Origin of the sequence: Emticicia soli (assembly GCF_037860775.1) — a bacterium.
Lineage (GTDB): Bacteria > Bacteroidota > Bacteroidia > Cytophagales > Spirosomataceae > Emticicia > Emticicia soli.
In genome coordinates this window covers 1-19,747 of the sequence record NZ_JBBEWC010000005.1, presented here as the reverse complement: position 1 = coordinate 19,747, position 19,747 = coordinate 1, and the positions used below count along the sequence as shown (strand labels likewise).

Sequence of the window (19,747 nt, the reverse complement as noted above, 5' to 3'; positions counted from 1 at the left end):
TGGCTTCGCACAAATTTTATTCTTTTATAATTTTATAGGCAAAATGCTGTTCTTTGCTGCTTAGTATAAGTATATAAATACCTTGTGGAAGACCCTTCATCGATGCCTCAAATTTGTCGGCATACTCTGTTATCTCAAAAGGCTTATCTTTTCCGTCAATACCTAGTAGTCTGAAAGCTTCAATTACAGCATTATTTTTTTCGATAATCAATTTATTAGAAACCGGATTGGGATAGTATTTTATCCTTTGTTTTTGTGTTTCTGTTGCTAAGGGAATTAAAGCTTCTAGAACGATTTCTCTCTCTAACGCTTCATATTTTTCATTGCTTTCGGTTATAAGTTTAAGTTTTATCCTTCTGTCTTTCTGAGGGTCTACAATTACACTCCCGATATGCTCTGCGCCGCCATCTACAATAATCTTTACCGGCATACCCGATGATGATTGTACTTTAAATTCAAACGGCCCCTGAGCAGTAGCAAACTGAGTTTCATCATAAATCAGAACCGGATAAATTCTGGTAAGCTCTATTACCTGTTTTGCCAGTATTCTATTTGTATTATCTGAAACAGTTATTCTTACAAGGCCCGCATTTTTATCAAAATACACATACCCATCTTGTAACTGTCCGCTGCCGGATACTGCCAGTTTTATATCTTTAATATTAGAGTTTATAACTATTTTAGTTGGTATGGCTATATCCCAGGCTATTTTCTCCGGTAATGGCTTGTAGTAAAAGTGTTCATCTTGTTTTAATGGCTGTCTTATAAACTTTTGTAAAGTTTCTTGTCCTACTGCATAGAGCGTGTTATCATCAAAAAAAGTAAACCCATAAACCGTATCTGTACCCAATAAAGTAAAAGTAGTATCTATTTTACCCGACGAGTTCAGTTTCAAAAAATTATACACTGTTTCTCTATCGCTTTCATGAATATAATTAGCCGTATTCATAAATATAGTGCCATCTGGCTGGTATTGTTTAAAATACCCACCTCTATATAAATTGCTCTGGTAATTTTCAACCGGATTTCCGTTATTATCATATTTCAAAAAGCGCTGTTTTACAATATTGGCAGTTTCGCCAATGGTTATCTGATTGATAATAAACCCATCATTGATACTTTCAACAGTTCTGGGTACTTCTCCCGAAAACCTGGAAAAGCTATCATCTGTTATAATGGTTTTAAAAGAGTCATCGGGCTTGCCATTAGCGGTGTACATATCCAGATAGAAAAAACGCTGTGCACCATTATTCCAGGTTTCTACCATAATCCGCCCATCGTTCATAAGTATAAAATTGCTTATGTTGCCTTTTGCAATTACAAAATCTTTATCAAGCCCCTGCCCTATTTTAAATCTGATGATGCTATCCATTTTTATCTTCCGGTAAACAAAATTGTTCTGCCAGTCTATTACATCATTCGCCTGCAGCGTATCTTTCGATACGGTCATTTTGTTAGCTCCATCAATAACATGAAACTTACCATCGCCCCTTACTACCAATGTGCTTTTAGTTTTGTAGGTATTCCAGATAGTTTTGCCATCAAAAAAATCATATAGTAGTTTATGTTTGTTATCATAAACCTGAACAGCATTAGGATAAGGAGCGTAACGAATGCTATACGGCGAATTGCCGTAGTTATAATTATAAAAATCAAGCAGATAGGTATTGTTAGGCAATTTCTGAATCTGATTAGGCCACATTTGCTTTTGTGCTTCAACCACAAGCTTAAAGTTTTTATCGATACTCCCATCGGCAGACATTTTTTCAATAATGCCGCTTTTATTTTGTGCAACCCAATAAGTGCCATCTTTAAAAGCGTGTAGAAAAGCAGTGTTTTTATGAAGCTGTCTATCATAAAACGTAGTGTCTATCACTCCATTGGCTTTAATTTTCAGGTGTTTATTGTCAAAATAAATTAAATCAATACTGCCATTGGTCTGTTCAAAGAAACTCAAGGCAGTTTCATGTATACTTAGTCTATCAAAGCTTACTGTCCATATACGGCTGCCTTTACTATCAAACTTTTCAACTTTATGTTTCGTACCTTCATTACTCGACTGATACACTAGAAAACCATCAGTAATTTTTTCTAATCTATGCGTATAGGCTTCAACACCATTAAATTTTATGGTAGCAAAATTCTTATCAATTTCAAAATCGGTATTTGTTTTAATTATTTCTGCATTCTTTTTATTATCAATCAATAGTAAAAAATATTCGTTCTGTTCGTTAGATACTACATCTGTCAGTTGAGCATTGGTAGCACTTGTGTATTTGGCAGGGTCTAGCACTTTGATGAATTTGCCTGTTTTATCAAAAACTTCACAGCCTAATGTCCTATCCTCTTTTAAAAAGAGCACTACAATGTTTTCATTTTTCAGCAATATTATTTTCAGAATATATACTTTAAATGAGTTAAATTTAAACGAACTATCAATTATACCTTGCGGAGATATTTTTATGATTGCGTAAGATGAGGCAGCAACAAGCTGAGGTATTAACAGCTTGTTATCGGGAGTAACTGCATAATTTTCGAATCGGGAGTCAAAATCAGTCAGCGGTTCGTCTCCAACAGTTCGTATAAGTTTGCCCTCTGTATTCAACAGCACATTACCTGTTTCTGTTGTTTGTCCGTTAAATACATTGGCATTTGATTTCAGATACATAGTGCCGTCAGGAAATTGGCTAAGCAATAAATCCTGAGCAGGAAAAGGCTTAATAAGCGGCTTGGTGCTGAAAGTAGTATCAAGATAAAAAACCTGAGAGAAACCATTAAAAGCAATTAATAAAAGAAGTAATATTTTTTTCATAGCTAGGCGTATTTTTAGTACAGACTATTATTAGCCAAATTTAGTTGGAATACCGCAAAAAAAATACCTGACTAGCCACAAAAAAATCCCCGCAGCCAGGCTACGGGGATTTTCTATATCTATTAATCACAAAAGATTAAGCGTAAACTTCTTCTGCAATTTTATTGAATTCATCAACTTTGATAGTTTTCTTTTCAACTGTAAGGTTTGCTTTCAAGAACTCACGTACTTTCTTGCCAAAAGCACGGTCTGTGTAACGACGCACGGCGTTATCTTTATTTTCTTTAAGCGTTTTACGAGCCATGTTGTCGATAATGTCTTCCAATCCTTCATAAGAGTAAGCACCGAAATAGTTACGCATTTCAGCTTTTACTTCTTCTACTATATCGTTATACTCCAACTTGATTTCGTTGTTAGTTGCTACTTCGTTGCGAATCAAATCCATACGTAAACCACGAGCAAAAGCATCATAATCTTTTTCGATGTCTTCTTCTGTAAATTTACCTTCGTTGATAGTCAACAACCATTTTTTAAGGAATGTATCCGGCAACTCGATAGGGATATTATTTAAGATTGTTTTTTCAACTTCAAAATCTAACAAATAATCGCTCTCACGCTCGTAGTTTTCTTTAACAATCTTCTTGATTTCTTCTCTGAACTCTTCTTCAGTTGTAACTTTACCTGCGCCAATTGCTTTATCAAAAAACTCTTGGTCAATATCAGCAGGGGCTACTCTTGTGATTTTCTCTACTGTAAACTCAAACTCACCAGCCAATTCTGCTGCTTTTTCTTCGCTCTCACCAGTAGCAAAACCTAAATCTTTTGTGCTTTCAAAAATTGATTGAATATCAAATTTTACACTGCTTCCTTTTTCTAAACCTTTAAAGATATGGAAAGCGTCTTCACGTACACGGCCTGTTGAAATAGTAGCATCTTTAAATTCAGTTTCTGTTGACTCTTGTTTCAAAGTACCAAATACTAAATCTTCTTTCTCTACCTCTTCTGCCTCTGAATCTTTTCCGAAACGACGACGGATATCTTCAATTGCTTCGTTTATTCTCTCTTCTGTAGGCTCGATTTCATAATTTGTAATAGCCGGAATCGCTTTCAAATCAACTGTAAAGTCAGAAGCTAAACCTAAGTCATATTCAAATGTAAATTCTTTACTAGTTTCCCAATCTACTTTCGACGAAAGTTCGTTATCTGGCATTGGGTCGCCTACTACACGTAATTTATTATTTGTGATATACTCGTTAGTAGTTTTAGAAACCAAGTTAATCACTTCGTCAACTAAAATACTTTTACCGTATAATTTCTGGATATATTCTTTTGGAACCATGCCCGGGCGAAAACCTTTCACCTGTGCAGTTTTAGTATATTGCTTAATTTTTTTATCTACTTCTGGCTTGTAGTCTGCCTCAGTAACACTTACTTTAAGTCTGCCGGTTGTTGCAGATGTCTTGTCGAATATTGTTTCCATTATGTAGGAATATGAGTTTTATTTTAGATAAAATGCCGCATTCGGTATTAAGAACCGACTGTCAGTAAAGTTTTATAGGACTAAAACCGGTATTATTAAAAAACCCCCTGACCAGGCAAGGTTCAGGGGGTTTTGTGTACGGGCGGAGGGACTCGAACCCCCATGCCTTGCGACACCAGATCCTAAGTCTGGCACGTCTACCAATTTCGCCACGCCCGCATCGCTTATTTTTTTGTTCAGTATTAACTGAATCGGGCTGCAAAGGTAATTACTTTTTTTACTCTTGTCAAATATTTTCTGAAAAATTTTTAAACTTTTTTTTCAACCTTTTTTCAAGTCTTCAAAAAGTGTCCCTTTTGCGATTGCAATATTACGACAAAAGTTTGAAACCAAAACAAAGTTTTTAAAAAAATAATATTTATTCGAACTGTTTATATAGATTGCTTCGAAATTACTTGCGGTTGAGCCAATGATTGTTTAAATTGGTATGAAGGAATACAATAAAACAAATAGAATGTTAGGAGAAATTGAAGAAAAAGTGGAAACCAGTCGTCAGTCTGAACCAATGATAGACCTTGAGAAAGAAAGAGCTGAGATATTAGCTAAGTATCGTCGATTACTTCGGGCGGCTAAACCCACCTTGAAGGGAGATGATGCCAAGCAAATAAAAAAAGCATTTACGATTTCGATGGAAGCCCATAAAGATATGCGGCGCAAATCGGGAGAACCTTACATTTACCACCCGCTTGAAGTAGCCCAAATCTGTGTAGAAGAAATCGGGCTAGGTGCTACCTCTATTATATGTGCCCTACTGCACGATGTAGTAGAAGACACAGATATGACCCTGAAACAAATTGAAAAAGAATTTGGCGAGAAAGTAGCACGCATCATTGATGGCCTTACCAAAATATCAGGCAACTTTGAGCAGGGCACTTCGGCACAGGCCGAAAACTTTCGTAAGATGCTTATTACGCTTTCAGAAGATGTGCGTGTGATTCTGATAAAACTAGCCGACCGCCTGCATAATATGCGTACACTTGGTAGTATGGCACGTAATTCGCAATTAAAAATTGCTCATGAAACCATTTTTATCTATGCTCCCCTAGCCCACCGCTTGGGTTTGTATAAAATAAAATCAGAGCTCGAAGACCTTTATCTGAAATACACCGAACCGGAGGTATTTAAAGAACTAGCCCACAAACTCAAAAGCACTAAAGCAACCCGTGACAGATTCATTGATAACTTTATTAAGCCCCTTAAGAAAAAACTTCAGGACGCAGGGCTTGAGTTTATTATAAAAGGGCGGCCAAAGCATATCTATTCTATCTGGAACAAGATAAAAAAACAGAATACGCCTTTTGAAGAAATATTTGATTTGTTTGCCATCAGAATTATTCTGACCAATGTAACGCATGAAAAAGAGAAATCGGCGTGCTGGCAGGTTTATTCAATTGTAACAGACCAATATAAACCTAATCCCGACCGATTGAAAGACTGGATTTCGATTCCGAAAGCCAATGGTTATGAGTCTTTGCATACAACCGTAATGAGCCAGACAGGCCAATGGGTAGAAGTACAGATTCGTACCGAACGTATGGACGAAATATCGGAAAGAGGTTATGCTGCCCACTTTAAATATAAAGGCAATGACACCTCAATGAATGCCCCGCTCGACCGCTGGATTAATCAGGTAAGAGAAACCCTGCAATCAGGCGATAAGTCGGCTATTGAGTTCTTGGAAGATTTCAGAGGTAATTTCTATAACGAAGAGGTTTTTGTATTTACACCAAAAGGCGACCTGAAAGTACTAAGAAAAGGTGCAACCGTGCTCGACTTTGCCTTTGAGATACATACCGAAATCGGCAAAAAATGTACGGCCGGAAAAGTAAATAATCAACTCGTACCTATTAGTTATACCCTACAAAACGGCGACCAGGTAGAGATTCTGACAACCAAAAGCCAGAAACCATCGGAAGACTGGTTGCGCTTTGTAACAACTACCAAGGCTAAAGCACGCATAAAAGACCTCCTTAAAGAAGAAAATAAGGTTTATTATAGCGATGGTAAAGAAATTATTACTAAACGTTTCAAGCTTCTGGGGCTCGAAAACAACCTTGAAACGCTTAACCAATTAAGAGCTTATTTCAATAAGAAAGACTATAACGACCTGTATTATGCTTTTGGTAAGGCATATATTCAGCCCGACGAAATCAAGAAGTTTAAAGCCGAAAGAGATGCACGCCTGAACAAACAAGCTAAAATTGAAATTGATAACAAGGCCTATACTGACGCCAAAAGCTTTGAGAAAGAGATAAAGAAAGTAAAAGGCGACGATACGCTTTTTATTGGTGATGATTTACAAGAAATTGATTTCACGCTGGCGCGTTGTTGTAACCCAATACCCGGCGACGATGTTTTTGGCTTCTTGACAGTAAACGAAGGAATCAAAATACACCGTAACTCTTGCCCTAATGCGCAGCAATTATTATCGCAATATGGCAATAGGGTTATCAAGGCCCGTTGGTCGTCGCAGGTAGCTAAAGCCTTTGTTGCTACAATCCATTTAGATGGTATTGACCGCATGGGTATGATACAAGACATATCAAAAGTTATATCGAGCGAGTTACATATTAACATGCGTTCTTTGGCAGTTGATACAAATGATGGTATATTTACGGGTGATATTAAGCTGTACGTGCAAGACACCCGACATTTAGAAACTTTAATGAAACAATTAGGCGAGATAGAGGGTGTGCATCAGGTAACACGTGTTGACGTAGAAAGTTGAAATAAACCATCACTATTCCATTATACCCTTCAATGAAACCATTTGCTATTTTATTACTGCTTGTAGTTATTAGTTCATCAGTTTTTGCTCAATCAAGCGATACGCTTACGACCAAAAGAGTATTTATAACTACAAAAATATATAGGAATGGTTTCAAGCTTTCGCATAAAAAGATAACAGAGCTATATCAGGAAACCTGGCAGCCTAAAGTGAAATACAAATGGGGGTTCTATATGAATCCGGCAGCACCGGTAGTAACTATTGCGGGTGTAGGTTTAGCAGTAATAGGGCTAAAAGGTGAAGATGCTACCGCTGTTGTAAGAGGGCGTGAAGTAAACTATAAAGTGCGTAGCTTGCCTAAACTACTGGTAGGTATAGGTATTATAGCAGGGGGCCTATGTATGATGGAGGCCTCAAACGAATTAATACAACACTCGGTTGATATTTATAATGCTAAACTAAAAAACCAGAAACCGCTGGCTTCGTTTATTCAAAAAGTAAATGTTGGAATTACAGAGAGTAATGGCGTAGGGCTAACTCTAAGATTCTGATAAATAAAACAGGGTACTATCTTTTCAGATAATACCCTCTTGAAAACTCACATTTTATATTTCAGTCAAAAATTGGTCTGCTTTATATTTTAGACTTCTCGTCTAAAATCTTATTGGTCTTAATATAATTTGCCAATGCACCGGCAAATATAACACATCCTTTGTCACTTAGGTGACAAATATCGCAAAAATAATCAACTTCCTGTGGCACTACCTTTCGCATATCAAGGTAATAGGTCTTGTGTTCGGTAGCCAGTTTGGTCAGAATATCGTTATGTACTTCAATACCTTTCTGTGTATTTTTGGTATCGCCCCATACCGTAACAATAGCAGCCATTTTACAATTTTTAGCAAAATATTGCGCATCCGATGGGTCGCCCAGTAGATTTACATCAGGAAAAAACGAAGTATAACCCATTAAAAGCAACTTCGCATCTTTGTCAGCTGCCTGATTGATAATCTTTTCAAGGTTTCTTTTATAAGGCCCGGCTGTTTTTATTTCGCTTCCGTACTGGCGGTGTTCTTTACGCACATTATCGTTATCAAGAAAAGGCGTATTGGTTACCTTCTGAATAATAGCCGCAACCGACTTATGTATCAGATAGGGTAAGGTAGTAATATTCATCTCTGGGTGCTTACGCAATAACCCAATATGATGATACCACTCTCTGTCTGAATAATCTTCTTTAAATAATTCTTTTGGTGTATTATTTTCTCGGTTTTCGTTAATGGCTTCGTAATATACCACCAGGTCAAACGCTTTATCTTTTAGTAAATCATACTTAATTGAATTATCAAGCGAGCTATGCCCCGGCACTGCCACATTAAAAACCCTAACGTCTTTCCGAGCCAGCAAGCTATCAAGACGGGTGTCCATCTGGCTCCAGAGTGGGCTTATAACCGAGCCACCCAGTATCAGAATATCTTTATACCCATCATCTTTTGTGATTTCTGTTTCTAAAGGTTTCTTTAACTCTTTATAGTAGTTATCAACGATAAAACTCTTGGGATGAAAAAACGAATAACCTAAAAAAGATAGCGCTATACGAGAGAAAAGTTCAAGAATAATATAAAATAATAGGAAAGAAACGAGCCCCAGAACAAAATTTTTTGACTTCACCGTAATTCAGTATTAATCATTAATGAAAGTTATAAAAGTAGGTAAAAATCTCTATTCAATAAAATTTTCCGATATTTAATAATAATTAATATCAGAAAGTTACTAAAATACCTATATTTGTAGCCGAATAAACACAGGCTAGTTTAAAACCTAATTGTATAGGACTAAAAATACATTCATGATTATTTTAGGAATTTCTGCATTCTATCACGACTCCGCAGCAGCTCTCATTAAAAATGGCGAAATACTCGCAGCAGCCCAAGAAGAAAGATTTACAAGAATAAAACACGACCCGGCATTCCCTACTAATGCAGTAAAGTTTTGTTTAGATTACAGCGGAGTAACCCTCGACAAGGTTGATGCCATTGTTTTCTACGATAAGCCATTATTGAAATTTGAGCGTTTGCTAGAAACCTATTACGGATTCTCGCCAAGAGGCCTGAGATCTTTCCTTACCTCTATTCCGGTATGGTTAAAAGAGAAAATGTTCTTAAAAAGAATGCTTCACGAAGAGTTGGAGAAAATTGGAAATTACGATAAAAGAAAAGCAAAATTATTATTCCCTGAGCACCACCTTTCGCATGGTGCCAGTGCGTATTATCCATCACCTTTTGAAGACGCCGCAGTTTTAACCATTGATGGCGTAGGCGAATGGGCAACTGCCTCTATTTGCCACGGAAAAGGCAATCAGATGACCATTCTGAAAGAGTTACGTTTCCCGCATTCATTAGGTTTGTTGTATTCGGCTGTTACTTATTATTGCGGTTTTAAAGTAAACTCGGGCGAGTACAAACTTATGGGGCTGGCACCTTATGGTAACCACGGCTCGGCACAAGTAGCTAAGTTTGTAGAATTAATCAGAACCGAGTTGGTAGAAATTAAAGCCGATGGCTCAATATGGCTTAATCAGGATTATTTTAATTACGCTACAGGTCTAAGAATGGTATTTGACGACAAATGGGAGAAACTTCTGGGTTTCAAACGCCGTGAGTCTGAGAGCCTTCTTGAGCAAATACATTGCGACTTTGCCCTTGCTATTCAGGAGGTAACCGAAGAGGTAGTTATAAAAATGGCCGAAGAAGCCAAACGCCTTACAGGCTCGAAAAACCTGTGTATGGCAGGTGGTGTAGCCCTTAACTGCGTAGCTAACGGTAAATTACAGAAAACAAACATTTTTGAGAATGTTTATATTCAACCGGCTGCGGGTGATGCAGGTGGCGCACTTGGTGCTGCTTTGGCTGCCAATTATATCTATTTTAATCAGGAGCGCAAACTTACACCGAATACACTTGACGAAATGCATGGCTCATACCTAGGCCCTGAGTACTCAGACCTAGAAGTGAAGCAAATGGCTAAAAAATACGATGCTCATGCACAGTATTATGACAATTTCACTGAACTAGCGGCCAGAACAGCCGAACTATTAGCAGAAGGTAATGTAATAGGCTGGTTTCAGGGACGTATGGAGTTTGGCCCACGTGCATTAGGAGGAAGAAGTATCTTAGGTGATGCACGAAACCCTGAAATGCAGAAAAAACTGAATTTGAAAATCAAATATAGAGAAGGTTTCCGCCCTTTTGCACCATCTGTATTGGCAGAAGATGTAGAAGAGTATTTTGAGTGCGAAACTCCTTCACCTTATATGCTATTAGTACATGGCGTAAATAAAAAGAGACGAACTGTTTTCCCGGCAGAATATGAAAGCCTGCCGATGATGGAGAAACTGTACTTCTTACGCTCAGATTTACCGTCAATTACTCATATCGATTACTCTGCTCGTATCCAGACTGTTCATCAGGAGACTAATCCTCGTTATTGGACACTCATTAACGAATTCAAGAAACAGACAGGGTATGGCGTTGTAGTAAACACCAGTTTTAACGTACGGGGAGAACCTATAGTTTGTACCCCCGAAGATGCCTACAAGTGCCTCATGCGTACTGAAATGGACTATTTAGTGGTTGGTAATTTTATCTTCGATAAGAAAACCCAACCTGAATGGACTGAGTCAGAATCATGGAAAGACGAATATAAATTAGACTAGTTTTGTGTCCCTCAAAACTATAAACTTTAAACTAATCCCTGTGGGACAGGGAACGAAACCATGGATTTTATACAAGACCTCTGGAATTTCTTAAAAGAACGAAAAAAATGGTGGCTTATGCCCATGATTGTGGTATTGTTATTAATTGGAGTACTAATTGTAATCGGTGGTGGTTCGGCAATTGCTCCATTTATTTACACATTATTCTAAGCAATGAAACAACAAAATAATAAAGAGATTGTCCTGACGATTGTTGTAGGGCTATTAGTATTTTTTTACTTTTTTGAGCTAAAATGGCTGTTAATTGCGGCACTCATTATTGGCTTATTAGGCGTATTTTCTAGTTTTGTTGCCGATAAAATTGCCTGGGTTTGGCTTAAATTCGCCGAAATATTAGGTCGAATTAACTCTACTATCTTGTTAAGTGTGATTTTCTTTATTTTCTTAACTCCAATAGCGTTTTTAATGAGAATTTTCAAAAAAGACGATGCATTGAAGCTAAAAAAACCGGGTGCTAGCGCATACGACGAAAGAAATCATACTTATGTAAAAAAAGATTTAGAAAATACCTGGTAAAACTTATTTAATGAAATTAATCTGGCTATACAAGCATTGAAATTTACTCAGTGCTTGTATATTTATTTTAAGAAAGCCATAAACCACCCAAACCAAATTTAGTGTTCTAAAATAGTTTTTTTTGCAAAAATAGGGTTCGTTTTGTACAAAACAGTAGTGATTCTGGTGGTTTGTTAATCTTTCATTAAGACATTTATCAGTTGTTATCTATTTTCTTTGTAACTTCACACCAAAATAACAGTCAAACATAGCGAACATTATGGTTCCGAATCCAACAAATTTTGATTCAGCCAAACGCATTTTTACTGCTTATCTGGAGACAAAGCAGCTTCGGAAAACACCGGAAAGATATGCGATATTGGAAGAAATATACTCTCGTGATGACCACTTTGAGGTAGAAGACCTGTATATTTCGATGAAAAACAAAAAGTATCAGGTAAGTAGAGCAACGGTATACAACACACTTGACTTATTGGTAGAGTGCGACCTGGTAACCAAACACCAGTTTGGTAAAAACCTGGCACAATACGAAAAAGCCTATGGTTATAAACAACATGACCACCTGATATGTGTAGACTGCCATAAAGTGATGGAATTCTGCGACCCTCGCGTACAGAATATACAAAGCATGGTAGGCGATATGCTCCAATTTAAAGTAATGCACCACTCACTGATTTTTTATGGCAACTGCCAGCGTGAGAAATGCGAAAACAAAGCTTAACTTTTTCTAAAATTTTAATAGACATAGTCTTTTTAACCAATAATGATTGATATACTTTTAGGTTTACAATGGGGAGATGAAGGCAAAGGAAAAATTGTTGATGTACTTGCCCCAGAATATCAGGTTGTTGCACGTTTTCAAGGTGGCCCAAATGCGGGGCATACCCTTGAGTTTGATGGTATCAAACACGTTTTGCACCAAATTCCATCAGGTATTTTCCGCTCTGATTGCCTTAATGTTATAGGCAACGGTGTTGTGCTTGATCCAATCGTTTTCCGCCGAGAAATTGAAGGTTTAGCTAAATACAACCTTGATTTACGCAAGAATCTGATTATTTCGAAAAAAACCGCTATCATTATTCCTACCCATAGGCTAGTAGACGCCGCTCAGGAAAAAGCCAAAGGTGATTCAAAAATTGGCTCTACCCTACGTGGTATCGGCCCGGCTTATACTGACAAAGTGTCGCGTCAGGGATTAAGATTAGGAGATATTCTATCGCCTAATTTCGAACAAAAATACAATCGTCTTGTAGAGACGCATAAGCAGATGTTGAGTTTCCTTGATTTCAGCTTCGACCTCTCAGAATCAGAAAGAGAGTTTTTCTCTGCTATTGAATTCCTGAAAGAATTTACCATTGTTGATACCGAATACATTGTAAACGATTCACTTAAAAAAGGACAAAGAATATTAGCCGAAGGTGCACAAGGCTCATTACTTGATATTGACTTTGGCTCGTACCCATTCGTAACAAGTTCTAATACAACAGCCGCTGGTGTTTGCTCAGGGCTAGGTGTAGCGCCACGCCAGGTTGGTGAGGTATATGGTATTTTTAAAGCTTATTGTACAAGAGTAGGTAGCGGCCCGTTCCCTACCGAGTTGCATGATGATTTAGGCGAAGCGATTCGTCAGGAAGGAAGAGAGTTTGGTGCAACCACTGGTCGCCCACGCCGTACTGGTTGGTTAGATTTACCAGCTTTAAAATATAGCATCATGCTTAACGGTGTTACTCAATTGATTATGATGAAAGTTGACGTACTGAATTTCTTAGACGAAATTAATGTATGTACCCATTATAAATTGCCTGATGGTACCGTGACAGAGCAAATGCCGTTTGATTTGAATGATATTCAGGTTGAGCCAATCTATAAGTCTTTCAAAGGCTGGAAATGCTCGCTTGAGAATTTCCGTACTTACGAAGATGTTCCGGCGGAGTTAGCAGCATATATCAATTATTTAGAGACTGAGCTCGAAATCCCAATCAGTTTTATCTCTACCGGCCCCGACCGTGAGGCTGTTATTTTAAGAGAAGCCGCAATAGCTTAATATATTAGATAAGTCTCATAGACCCTGGCGTCTGTGAGACTTCTTTCTGCTCATGAACAATATTCTTGCCCAATATCTTTTCAATAAAGAAGTCATCTACAAAAATCCACAAGTAGAGGTAGCTCCTGCAAAAGAAACAATAGCTGAAGTAAAAAAAGAGGCAAAAGAGGCTACACCTGTAGTTAAGCCTACTCCGGTGCTTGAAACACCCAAAGTTGAGCCGCCAAAGCCGGTTATTCCTGCTACGCCTGTTGTTCCTGTAGCTGTTCCGCTGAAACTCACACAAAAGGTCGTGGTAATTACTGAGCTGATTTCGAACGATGAAAAGACTTTGCTGAGCAAAATCTTAGGTGCGGTTGGTTTATCTTTGGCTCAAATAGATTTGATAGAAATAGAAAAACCACAACATATAGACTATCAGGCTTTTGTTGCCCAGAAAACCACAAACAAATTTATCAGTTTTGGTGTAGGGCTAGGTAAACTCAACTGGGACCTCATGCTTGTGCCGTATCAGATAAAAACCGAATCGGGTATTGATTTTCTGTTGGCCAACAATTTAGGTGCTATTGCAACCGATACTACACTAAAGAAAAATCTTTGGGCGGCCTTACAACAAATGTTTAGTAAATAATCTTCCTTACTGCTTCCTTTCTCTAAAAGCCTTTTAGGTGCCGTGTCATGGTATTTAACAATTTTGTCAGTTAATACTGAAAATTTGTCAGAAAAACGTACCTTTGCGGCTTGTTGGCAGAAATCTTGTTCACTTGTCAACAACCTCATTATCAGACACAGATGTCTGGTTTTAACATGTATAATTAATAAAACCATAAAAAATCAAAAATAACTATGTCAGTAAACGTTAAGCCACTAGCAGACAGAGTATTAATTGAAGCTGCTCCGGCGGAGGAAAAAACGGCATTCGGTATTATCATTCCCGACACTGCTAAAGAAAAACCACAAAAAGGTATTGTAGTAGCAGTAGGACCAGGCAAAAAAGACGAGCCTCTATTGGTTAAAGTAGGCGATAGTGTACTTTATGGCAAATATGCCGGAACTGAGATTACCGTTGAAGGCAAGGAGTACCTTATCATGCGTGAATCAGACATCTACGCAATCGTTTAATTTCAACGGACACACATAGGTTCGCCATTATAGCTGTAGAGGCAGAAATATTTCTTTTTCTACATTTATTTTCCATTCCTATTCAATCATTCACTCATTTATTCACTAATTATTAATTAGTAAAAACAACATGGCAAAGCAAATCATTTTTGATACAGAAGCAAGAGAAAAGTTGAAGCGTGGCGTTGATACACTTGCTAACGCTGTAAAAGTAACTTTAGGACCAAAAGGTCGTAACGTAATTATTGATAAAAAATTCGGTTCACCTGCTATCACTAAAGACGGTGTAACTGTAGCAAAAGAAATCGAATTGAAAGATTCGATCGAAAACATGGGAGCGCAACTTGTGAAAGAAGTAGCTTCTAAAACTGCTGACCAAGCTGGTGACGGTACAACTACTGCTACTGTATTGGCGCAGGCAATCTACACAATCGGTGCTAAAAACGTAGCTGCTGGTGCAAACCCAATGGACTTGAAACGTGGTATCGATAAAGCCGTTTCTAAAGTAGTTGATGCTTTGAAAGGCCAATCAAAAGCTATCTCTACATCAAAAGAAATCGAGCAAGTAGCTACTATCTCTGCTAACAACGACTACGAAATCGGCCAGATGATTGCTCACGCAATGGAGAAAGTTGGTAAAGAGGGTGTTATTACAGTAGAAGAAGCACGTGGTACAGAAACTGAAGTTAAAACTGTAGAAGGTATGCAGTTTGACCGTGGTTACTTATCGGCTTACTTCGTAACTAACCCAGAGAAAATGGAAGTTGAATTAGAAAAACCTTTCATCTTGATCTCTGAGAAAAAAATCTCTTCAATGAAAGAGTTACTTCCAGTATTGGAAGGTGTAGCACAAACTGGCCGTCCGTTGTTGATCATCTCTGAAGATGTTGACGGAGAAGCACTTGCTACATTGGTAGTAAACAAAATCCGTGGTGCATTGAAAATATGTGCTGTAAAAGCTCCAGGTTTTGGCGACCGTCGTAAAGCTATGTTGGAAGACATCGCTATCTTGACTGGTGGTACTGTAATTGCTGAAGAGCGTGGATTCAAATTAGAAAATGCTGACCTTTCTTACCTAGGTCATTGCGATAAAATCATCATTGATAAAGATAACACAACCATCGTAAATGGTGCAGGTGACCAAGAGCAAATCACTGGCCGTGTTAACCAAATCAAAGCACAAATCGAATCAACTACATCTGACTACGACCGTGAGAAATTACAAGAGCGTTTGGCTAAATTGTCAGGTGGTGTAGCTATCATCTACATTGGTGCTGCTACAGAAGTAGAAATGAAAGAGAAAAAAGACCGTGTTGATGATGCATTACACGCAACACGTGCCGCTGTTGAAGAAGGTATCGTGTCTGGTGGTGGTGTAGCTTTAATCCGTGCGCAAGCATCTCTTGAAGGCTTGAAAGGTGATAATGGCGACGAAACAACTGGTATCGCTATCATCAGATCTGCAATTGAAGCTCCATTGCGTACTATTGTTGCTAACGCAGGTGGCGAAGGTTCAGTAATTGTACAAGCGGTAAAAGCTGGCGAAGGTTCGTTCGGTTACAATGCTCGTGAAGACAAATACGAAGATATGCTAGGTGCGGGTATCATTGACCCTACTAAAGTAACTCGTTTGGCACTTGAAAACGCCGCTTCTATTGCAGGTTTATTATTAACTACAGAAGCTGTAGTTTCTGATATTCCGGAAGAAAAAGCACCAGACATGGGCGGACATGGCCATGGTGGTGGAATGGGCGGCATGATGTAATCAGTTGCTTAAAACTATATATAAAAGCCCTCGGAGCAATTCGAGGGCTTTATTTATAGCCTTTATCTAATCTATTAAAAGAAACACCTATGTTTGCCAAGGCTTACCAGATTGCAAGTAATTATACTCAACCTGTGCTTATTTCAACTTTGCGCTTCGATGGCACAGTTGAATGTAGTATAGGTACCTTTGTAATTGTAAATGCTGAAGGCTGGATTGTTACGGCCGCTCATATTTTTGAAATTATGACAGCGCACCAACGAGATATTGCAGAAATAAATCAGTATAATCAGGCAGTAAGCGAGATAGAAAACAACACGTATTTATCTTTTAATGACAAAAAGAAAAGGTTGGCAAAAATAAGTTTCAACCCGAAATGGATACGAACGTATTCTTATTGGTGGGGAGCCGATTATCATGGCATTGATAACATACATTTATTGAATGAAAATGATTTAGCTATCGGTAAACTCACAAACTACAATCCTCAATTCTGTGCTGAGTATCCTACATTTAAAAGGCCAGAAAACCTCTTATTGGGCACCAGTCTTTGCAAATTGGGTTATCCTTTTCATGAAGTAAATGCTTCTTTCAACGAAGCCACCAATGCTTTTCAGATTGCACCAAATGCATTGCCGATTCCTCGTTTTCCGATTGATGGCATATTTACCAGAGAGGTGTTAATGGCTACAACAGAAAACAGTCCGTATGAAATAAAATTCATCGAAACCTCTACGCCTGGTTTCAGAGGACAAAGCGGCGGTCCTATTTTCGATACCGCCGGAAATATATGGGCAATACAGAGCCGCACAGCCCATTTATCGCTTGGTTTCTCGCCAAAAATCGTGGTTAATCAAAAAGAAGTAATCGAGCATCAATTTATCAATGTAGGTATGGGTGTACACATTGAAACAATTCTGAAAATGCTAGATGCAAACAGTGTTCGGTACAAACTGAGCGAAGCCTAGGTGTTAACAACGAAGCATCTCTCCTACTTTCAGGGCTTTTAGTTCGCCATTAATTGCGCCTTGTTCTTCAAGGCTTTTTAATACTCGCAAGGGGTCGCCCAATGGTTCATCAGCCAAATCAAATGTGCCATAGTGCATTGGTATCATGGTTTTTGCGTGTGTATCATGAAAAGCCTTTACGGCATCAGTTGGCGAAACGTGGCTTTGCCCCATAAAAAATTCAGGTTTATAAGCCCCTACCCCAATAATACAATAATCAATATTAGGGAACGCCTTTCCGATAGCCTCAAAGTGCCCTCCATAGCCAGAGTCTCCGCTGAAATAAATAGTTTTACCTGCGCCTTCAATCACATATCCGCCCCACAACCTTAGGTTTGTATCTGTCAGAAAACGTCTGCCCCAGTGTCTTGACGGTATATAAGTAACTTTTACTGCTACATCTGTTTTATATTGCTGATACCATCCGGCTGCCTGAATATTTTTGCTATGTGTAAAAGCTTTAATAACAGAATCGACATTTAAACCTGTAAGATAGGTAGCATCAGGATTGTTTTTAGCCAATAATTTCAGGCTTCGTTCATCACAATGGTCCCGGTGGTCGTGCGAAACCAGAATATAGTCTATATTACGTAATTCGTCTGCTGCAAGAGGTAATGCCGACTGGCGTTTAAGCAAAGAAATATTGAATAAAACAGGGTCTATCAAGAAATTAATTCCAGCAAGCCGTATAAAGAACGAAGCATGCCCTAGCCAAACAATACAATCATCTTTTGAATCAATAAAGCCCTGGTTAAACATTACTTCGGGTCTCCAAGTGTCTGTTTTTTTCTCCAGCTTCTGTGGATTTTTGCTCATCTGCCACTTTAAAACATCTCTTAGCGAATCAACAAACGGAAATTCATAATTAACAAATCTTCCTTTGGCATCAAGAGGTGTCCCGCTCCATTCAAAAGGTAATTGTATGGTATTTAAATCAGGATTGGCAGTATATGGCATGTTATACAATTAATTTCTCTTTACAATCCAAAGCACTTGATAAAAGTTCCATTGATAGATTGCTATAGTTAATCTAAGTAAAAAATATGCTAATACCTCTATTATTACTTAGTTGGAAGGCTTTTACTTTTTTGGGCTGCAAAAAAGTAAACAAAAAAGCAGCCCATCATTCAAACTCACACAATTAAAAATCTGAATGTTCTCTTCTCATTGCAAATCACTATCTCGATTTTTAATTGTGCTCAAACAGGAATGACGTAATATGGTTACAATTTTAGTATTAATACTAATTTTATACAAAGTGATAAAACCACTCTTTACAAAAATCTGCTCTGCTATTCTTAAAGCCTTGTAACTTTAATATATTACTTTGCTCTTCACAAAAAACTTTTTCACATATTTGCTAAAACAATATTGAATATTATGCCAGTTTTTCAAGCCTTTTATGTGAGCGAAAATGAAGATAAAACATTTTCAAATCAGATTATTGAACGTTCTACCGACGATTTACCTGCCGGAGACGTATTAATCAGAGTAAAATACTCATCACTTAATTATAAAGATGCGCTTTCTTCTATTGGTAATAGGGGCGTTACCCGTAATTATCCGCATACACCGGGTATCGATGCCGCAGGTATAGTAGAAGCCTCAGATTCTGAAGCCTTTACTGTGGGGGAACAGGTAATTGTGACAGGCTTTGACCTCGGAATGAATACTTCGGGAGGGTTCGGCGAATATATAAGAGTGCCTGCTAAATGGGTGGTAAAACTACCAAGAGGCCTACGTCTGAAAGAAAGTATGATTTTGGGCACAGCCGGACTAACAGCCGCTTTGTGTATTGATAAGCTTATAAAAAACGGATTGACGCCCGATAAAGGCAAAGTGATTGTTACCGGTGCAACCGGAGGTGTTGGGACAATGGCAGTAATGATATTAGTCAAACTTGGTTTTGATGTTGTAGGCGTAACAGGTAAAGCCGAAGGAGAAGTATTTTTGCTAGGCTTAGGCGCAAAAGAAGTAGTTAGTCGTGAGGCTGTAAACGACCAGTCGGGCAGACCGATGCTTAAAGGTATATATGCCGGTTGTGTTGATACAGTTGGTGGCAATATGCTGGCTACTATTCTGAAATCAATGCAATACAACGGTGTTGTGAGTATCTGCGGGTTGGTACAATCGCCGGAATTACCTACCAGTGTTTTTCCGTTTATTTTGCGTGGAGTATCGATGTTTGGTATCGATTCGTCGGAATGTGATATTGAGTGGAGAAAACAAATGTGGAAGAATCTGGCCCGTAAATGGAAACCTGAGGGTATGCAGACAATCACGAAAACTGTTAGCCTAAAAGGATTGCCCAAAGAAATTAAAAAGATTCTGAAAGGTGGACAAATGGGAAGAGTTGTGGTAAGGCTTTAAAAGAGACATGAGTCATCCCGAATTTTGCAAGAATGCATAATTCATAAAATTATTCAAGCAATTGGAGA

At 38.2% G+C, this 19,747-nt stretch carries 16 protein-coding genes and 1 tRNA gene; 12 read left to right on the top strand and 5 right to left on the bottom strand.

The window, feature by feature from the left end:
- Positions 1-16: 16 nt before the first annotated feature.
- From WAE64_RS07965 to WAE64_RS07955, 3 genes are all read right to left on the bottom strand, one after another.
- Positions 17-2,812 carry a T9SS type A sorting domain-containing protein gene (locus WAE64_RS07965; protein WP_340235735.1) on the bottom strand — a complete coding sequence of 932 codons (2,796 nt, stop codon included), beginning with the start codon at positions 2,810-2,812 and terminating at the stop codon, positions 17-19.
- Between the two features lie 136 nt (positions 2,813-2,948).
- Positions 2,949-4,292 (bottom strand): trigger factor, encoded by a 1,344-nt coding sequence (locus tag WAE64_RS07960; RefSeq protein ID WP_340235734.1) that lies wholly within the window; start codon positions 4,290-4,292, stop codon positions 2,949-2,951.
- Positions 4,293-4,429: 137 nt separating this feature from the next.
- Positions 4,430-4,511 (bottom strand) — tRNA-Leu (locus tag WAE64_RS07955).
- A gap of 295 nt (positions 4,512-4,806) precedes the next feature.
- Here WAE64_RS07955 and WAE64_RS07950 point away from each other — a divergent pair.
- Together WAE64_RS07950 and WAE64_RS07945 are read left to right on the top strand one after the other, a co-directional pair.
- Positions 4,807-7,080 carry a RelA/SpoT family protein gene (locus tag WAE64_RS07950; protein ID WP_340235733.1) on the top strand — a complete coding sequence of 758 codons (2,274 nt, stop codon included), beginning with the start codon at positions 4,807-4,809 and terminating at the stop codon, positions 7,078-7,080.
- A gap of 32 nt (positions 7,081-7,112) precedes the next feature.
- Entirely contained in the window at positions 7,113-7,631 is a 519-nt protein-coding gene (locus tag WAE64_RS07945) for a hypothetical protein (protein ID WP_340235732.1), read from the top strand.
- Positions 7,632-7,713: 82 nt separating this feature from the next.
- On the opposite strand, the gene WAE64_RS07940 is transcribed toward WAE64_RS07945, so the two are convergent.
- Positions 7,714-8,751, bottom strand: a complete 1,038-nt coding sequence (locus WAE64_RS07940; RefSeq protein ID WP_340235731.1) for a hypothetical protein — start codon at positions 8,749-8,751, stop codon at positions 7,714-7,716.
- A gap of 178 nt (positions 8,752-8,929) precedes the next feature.
- On the opposite strand from WAE64_RS07940, the gene WAE64_RS07935 reads away from it, so the two are divergent.
- The 9 genes from WAE64_RS07935 to WAE64_RS07895 all read left to right on the top strand — a co-directional run bounded on the left by WAE64_RS07935 (position 8,930) and on the right by WAE64_RS07895 (position 17,270).
- Positions 8,930-10,795 carry a carbamoyltransferase family protein gene (locus tag WAE64_RS07935; protein WP_340235730.1) on the top strand — a complete coding sequence of 622 codons (1,866 nt, stop codon included), beginning with the start codon at positions 8,930-8,932 and terminating at the stop codon, positions 10,793-10,795.
- Between the two features lie 60 nt (positions 10,796-10,855).
- Positions 10,856-11,005, top strand: a complete 150-nt coding sequence (locus tag WAE64_RS07930; RefSeq protein ID WP_255413528.1) for a DUF5989 family protein — start codon at positions 10,856-10,858, stop codon at positions 11,003-11,005.
- Between the two features lie 3 nt (positions 11,006-11,008).
- Complete coding sequence (locus WAE64_RS07925; RefSeq protein ID WP_340235729.1) at positions 11,009-11,371, top strand: SxtJ family membrane protein; 363 nt, start codon at positions 11,009-11,011, stop codon at positions 11,369-11,371.
- Positions 11,372-11,630: 259 nt separating this feature from the next.
- On the top strand, positions 11,631-12,092 hold the full coding sequence (locus WAE64_RS07920; RefSeq protein ID WP_340235728.1) for a Fur family transcriptional regulator: 462 nt from the start codon (positions 11,631-11,633) through the stop codon (positions 12,090-12,092).
- Between the two features lie 42 nt (positions 12,093-12,134).
- On the top strand, positions 12,135-13,415 hold the full coding sequence (locus WAE64_RS07915; protein WP_340235727.1) for an adenylosuccinate synthase: 1,281 nt from the start codon (positions 12,135-12,137) through the stop codon (positions 13,413-13,415).
- A gap of 52 nt (positions 13,416-13,467) precedes the next feature.
- Complete coding sequence (locus WAE64_RS07910) at positions 13,468-14,046, top strand: hypothetical protein (protein WP_340235726.1); 579 nt, start codon at positions 13,468-13,470, stop codon at positions 14,044-14,046.
- Between the two features lie 215 nt (positions 14,047-14,261).
- Complete coding sequence (locus tag WAE64_RS07905; RefSeq protein WP_101725194.1) at positions 14,262-14,537, top strand: co-chaperone GroES; 276 nt, start codon at positions 14,262-14,264, stop codon at positions 14,535-14,537.
- Positions 14,538-14,667: 130 nt separating this feature from the next.
- Positions 14,668-16,302 carry a chaperonin GroEL gene (gene groL, locus WAE64_RS07900; protein WP_340235725.1) on the top strand — a complete coding sequence of 545 codons (1,635 nt, stop codon included), beginning with the start codon at positions 14,668-14,670 and terminating at the stop codon, positions 16,300-16,302.
- An 89-nt stretch (positions 16,303-16,391) separates the two neighbouring features.
- Positions 16,392-17,270: a S1 family peptidase gene (locus WAE64_RS07895; protein WP_340235724.1), complete on the top strand. Its 879-nt coding sequence runs from the start codon at positions 16,392-16,394 to the stop codon at positions 17,268-17,270.
- Between the two features lie 3 nt (positions 17,271-17,273).
- Here the strand turns inward: WAE64_RS07895 and WAE64_RS07890 are convergent, their stop codons facing one another.
- The gene (locus WAE64_RS07890; protein WP_340235723.1) at positions 17,274-18,266 is read right to left on the bottom strand and encodes an MBL fold metallo-hydrolase; all 993 of its coding nucleotides are present in this window, start codon (positions 18,264-18,266) and stop codon (positions 17,274-17,276) included.
- Between the two features lie 423 nt (positions 18,267-18,689).
- Between WAE64_RS07890 and WAE64_RS07885 the strand changes: the two genes are divergently transcribed.
- Positions 18,690-19,679, top strand: a complete 990-nt coding sequence (locus WAE64_RS07885) for a YhdH/YhfP family quinone oxidoreductase (protein WP_340235722.1) — start codon at positions 18,690-18,692, stop codon at positions 19,677-19,679.
- Positions 19,680-19,747: the final 68 nt, after the last annotated feature.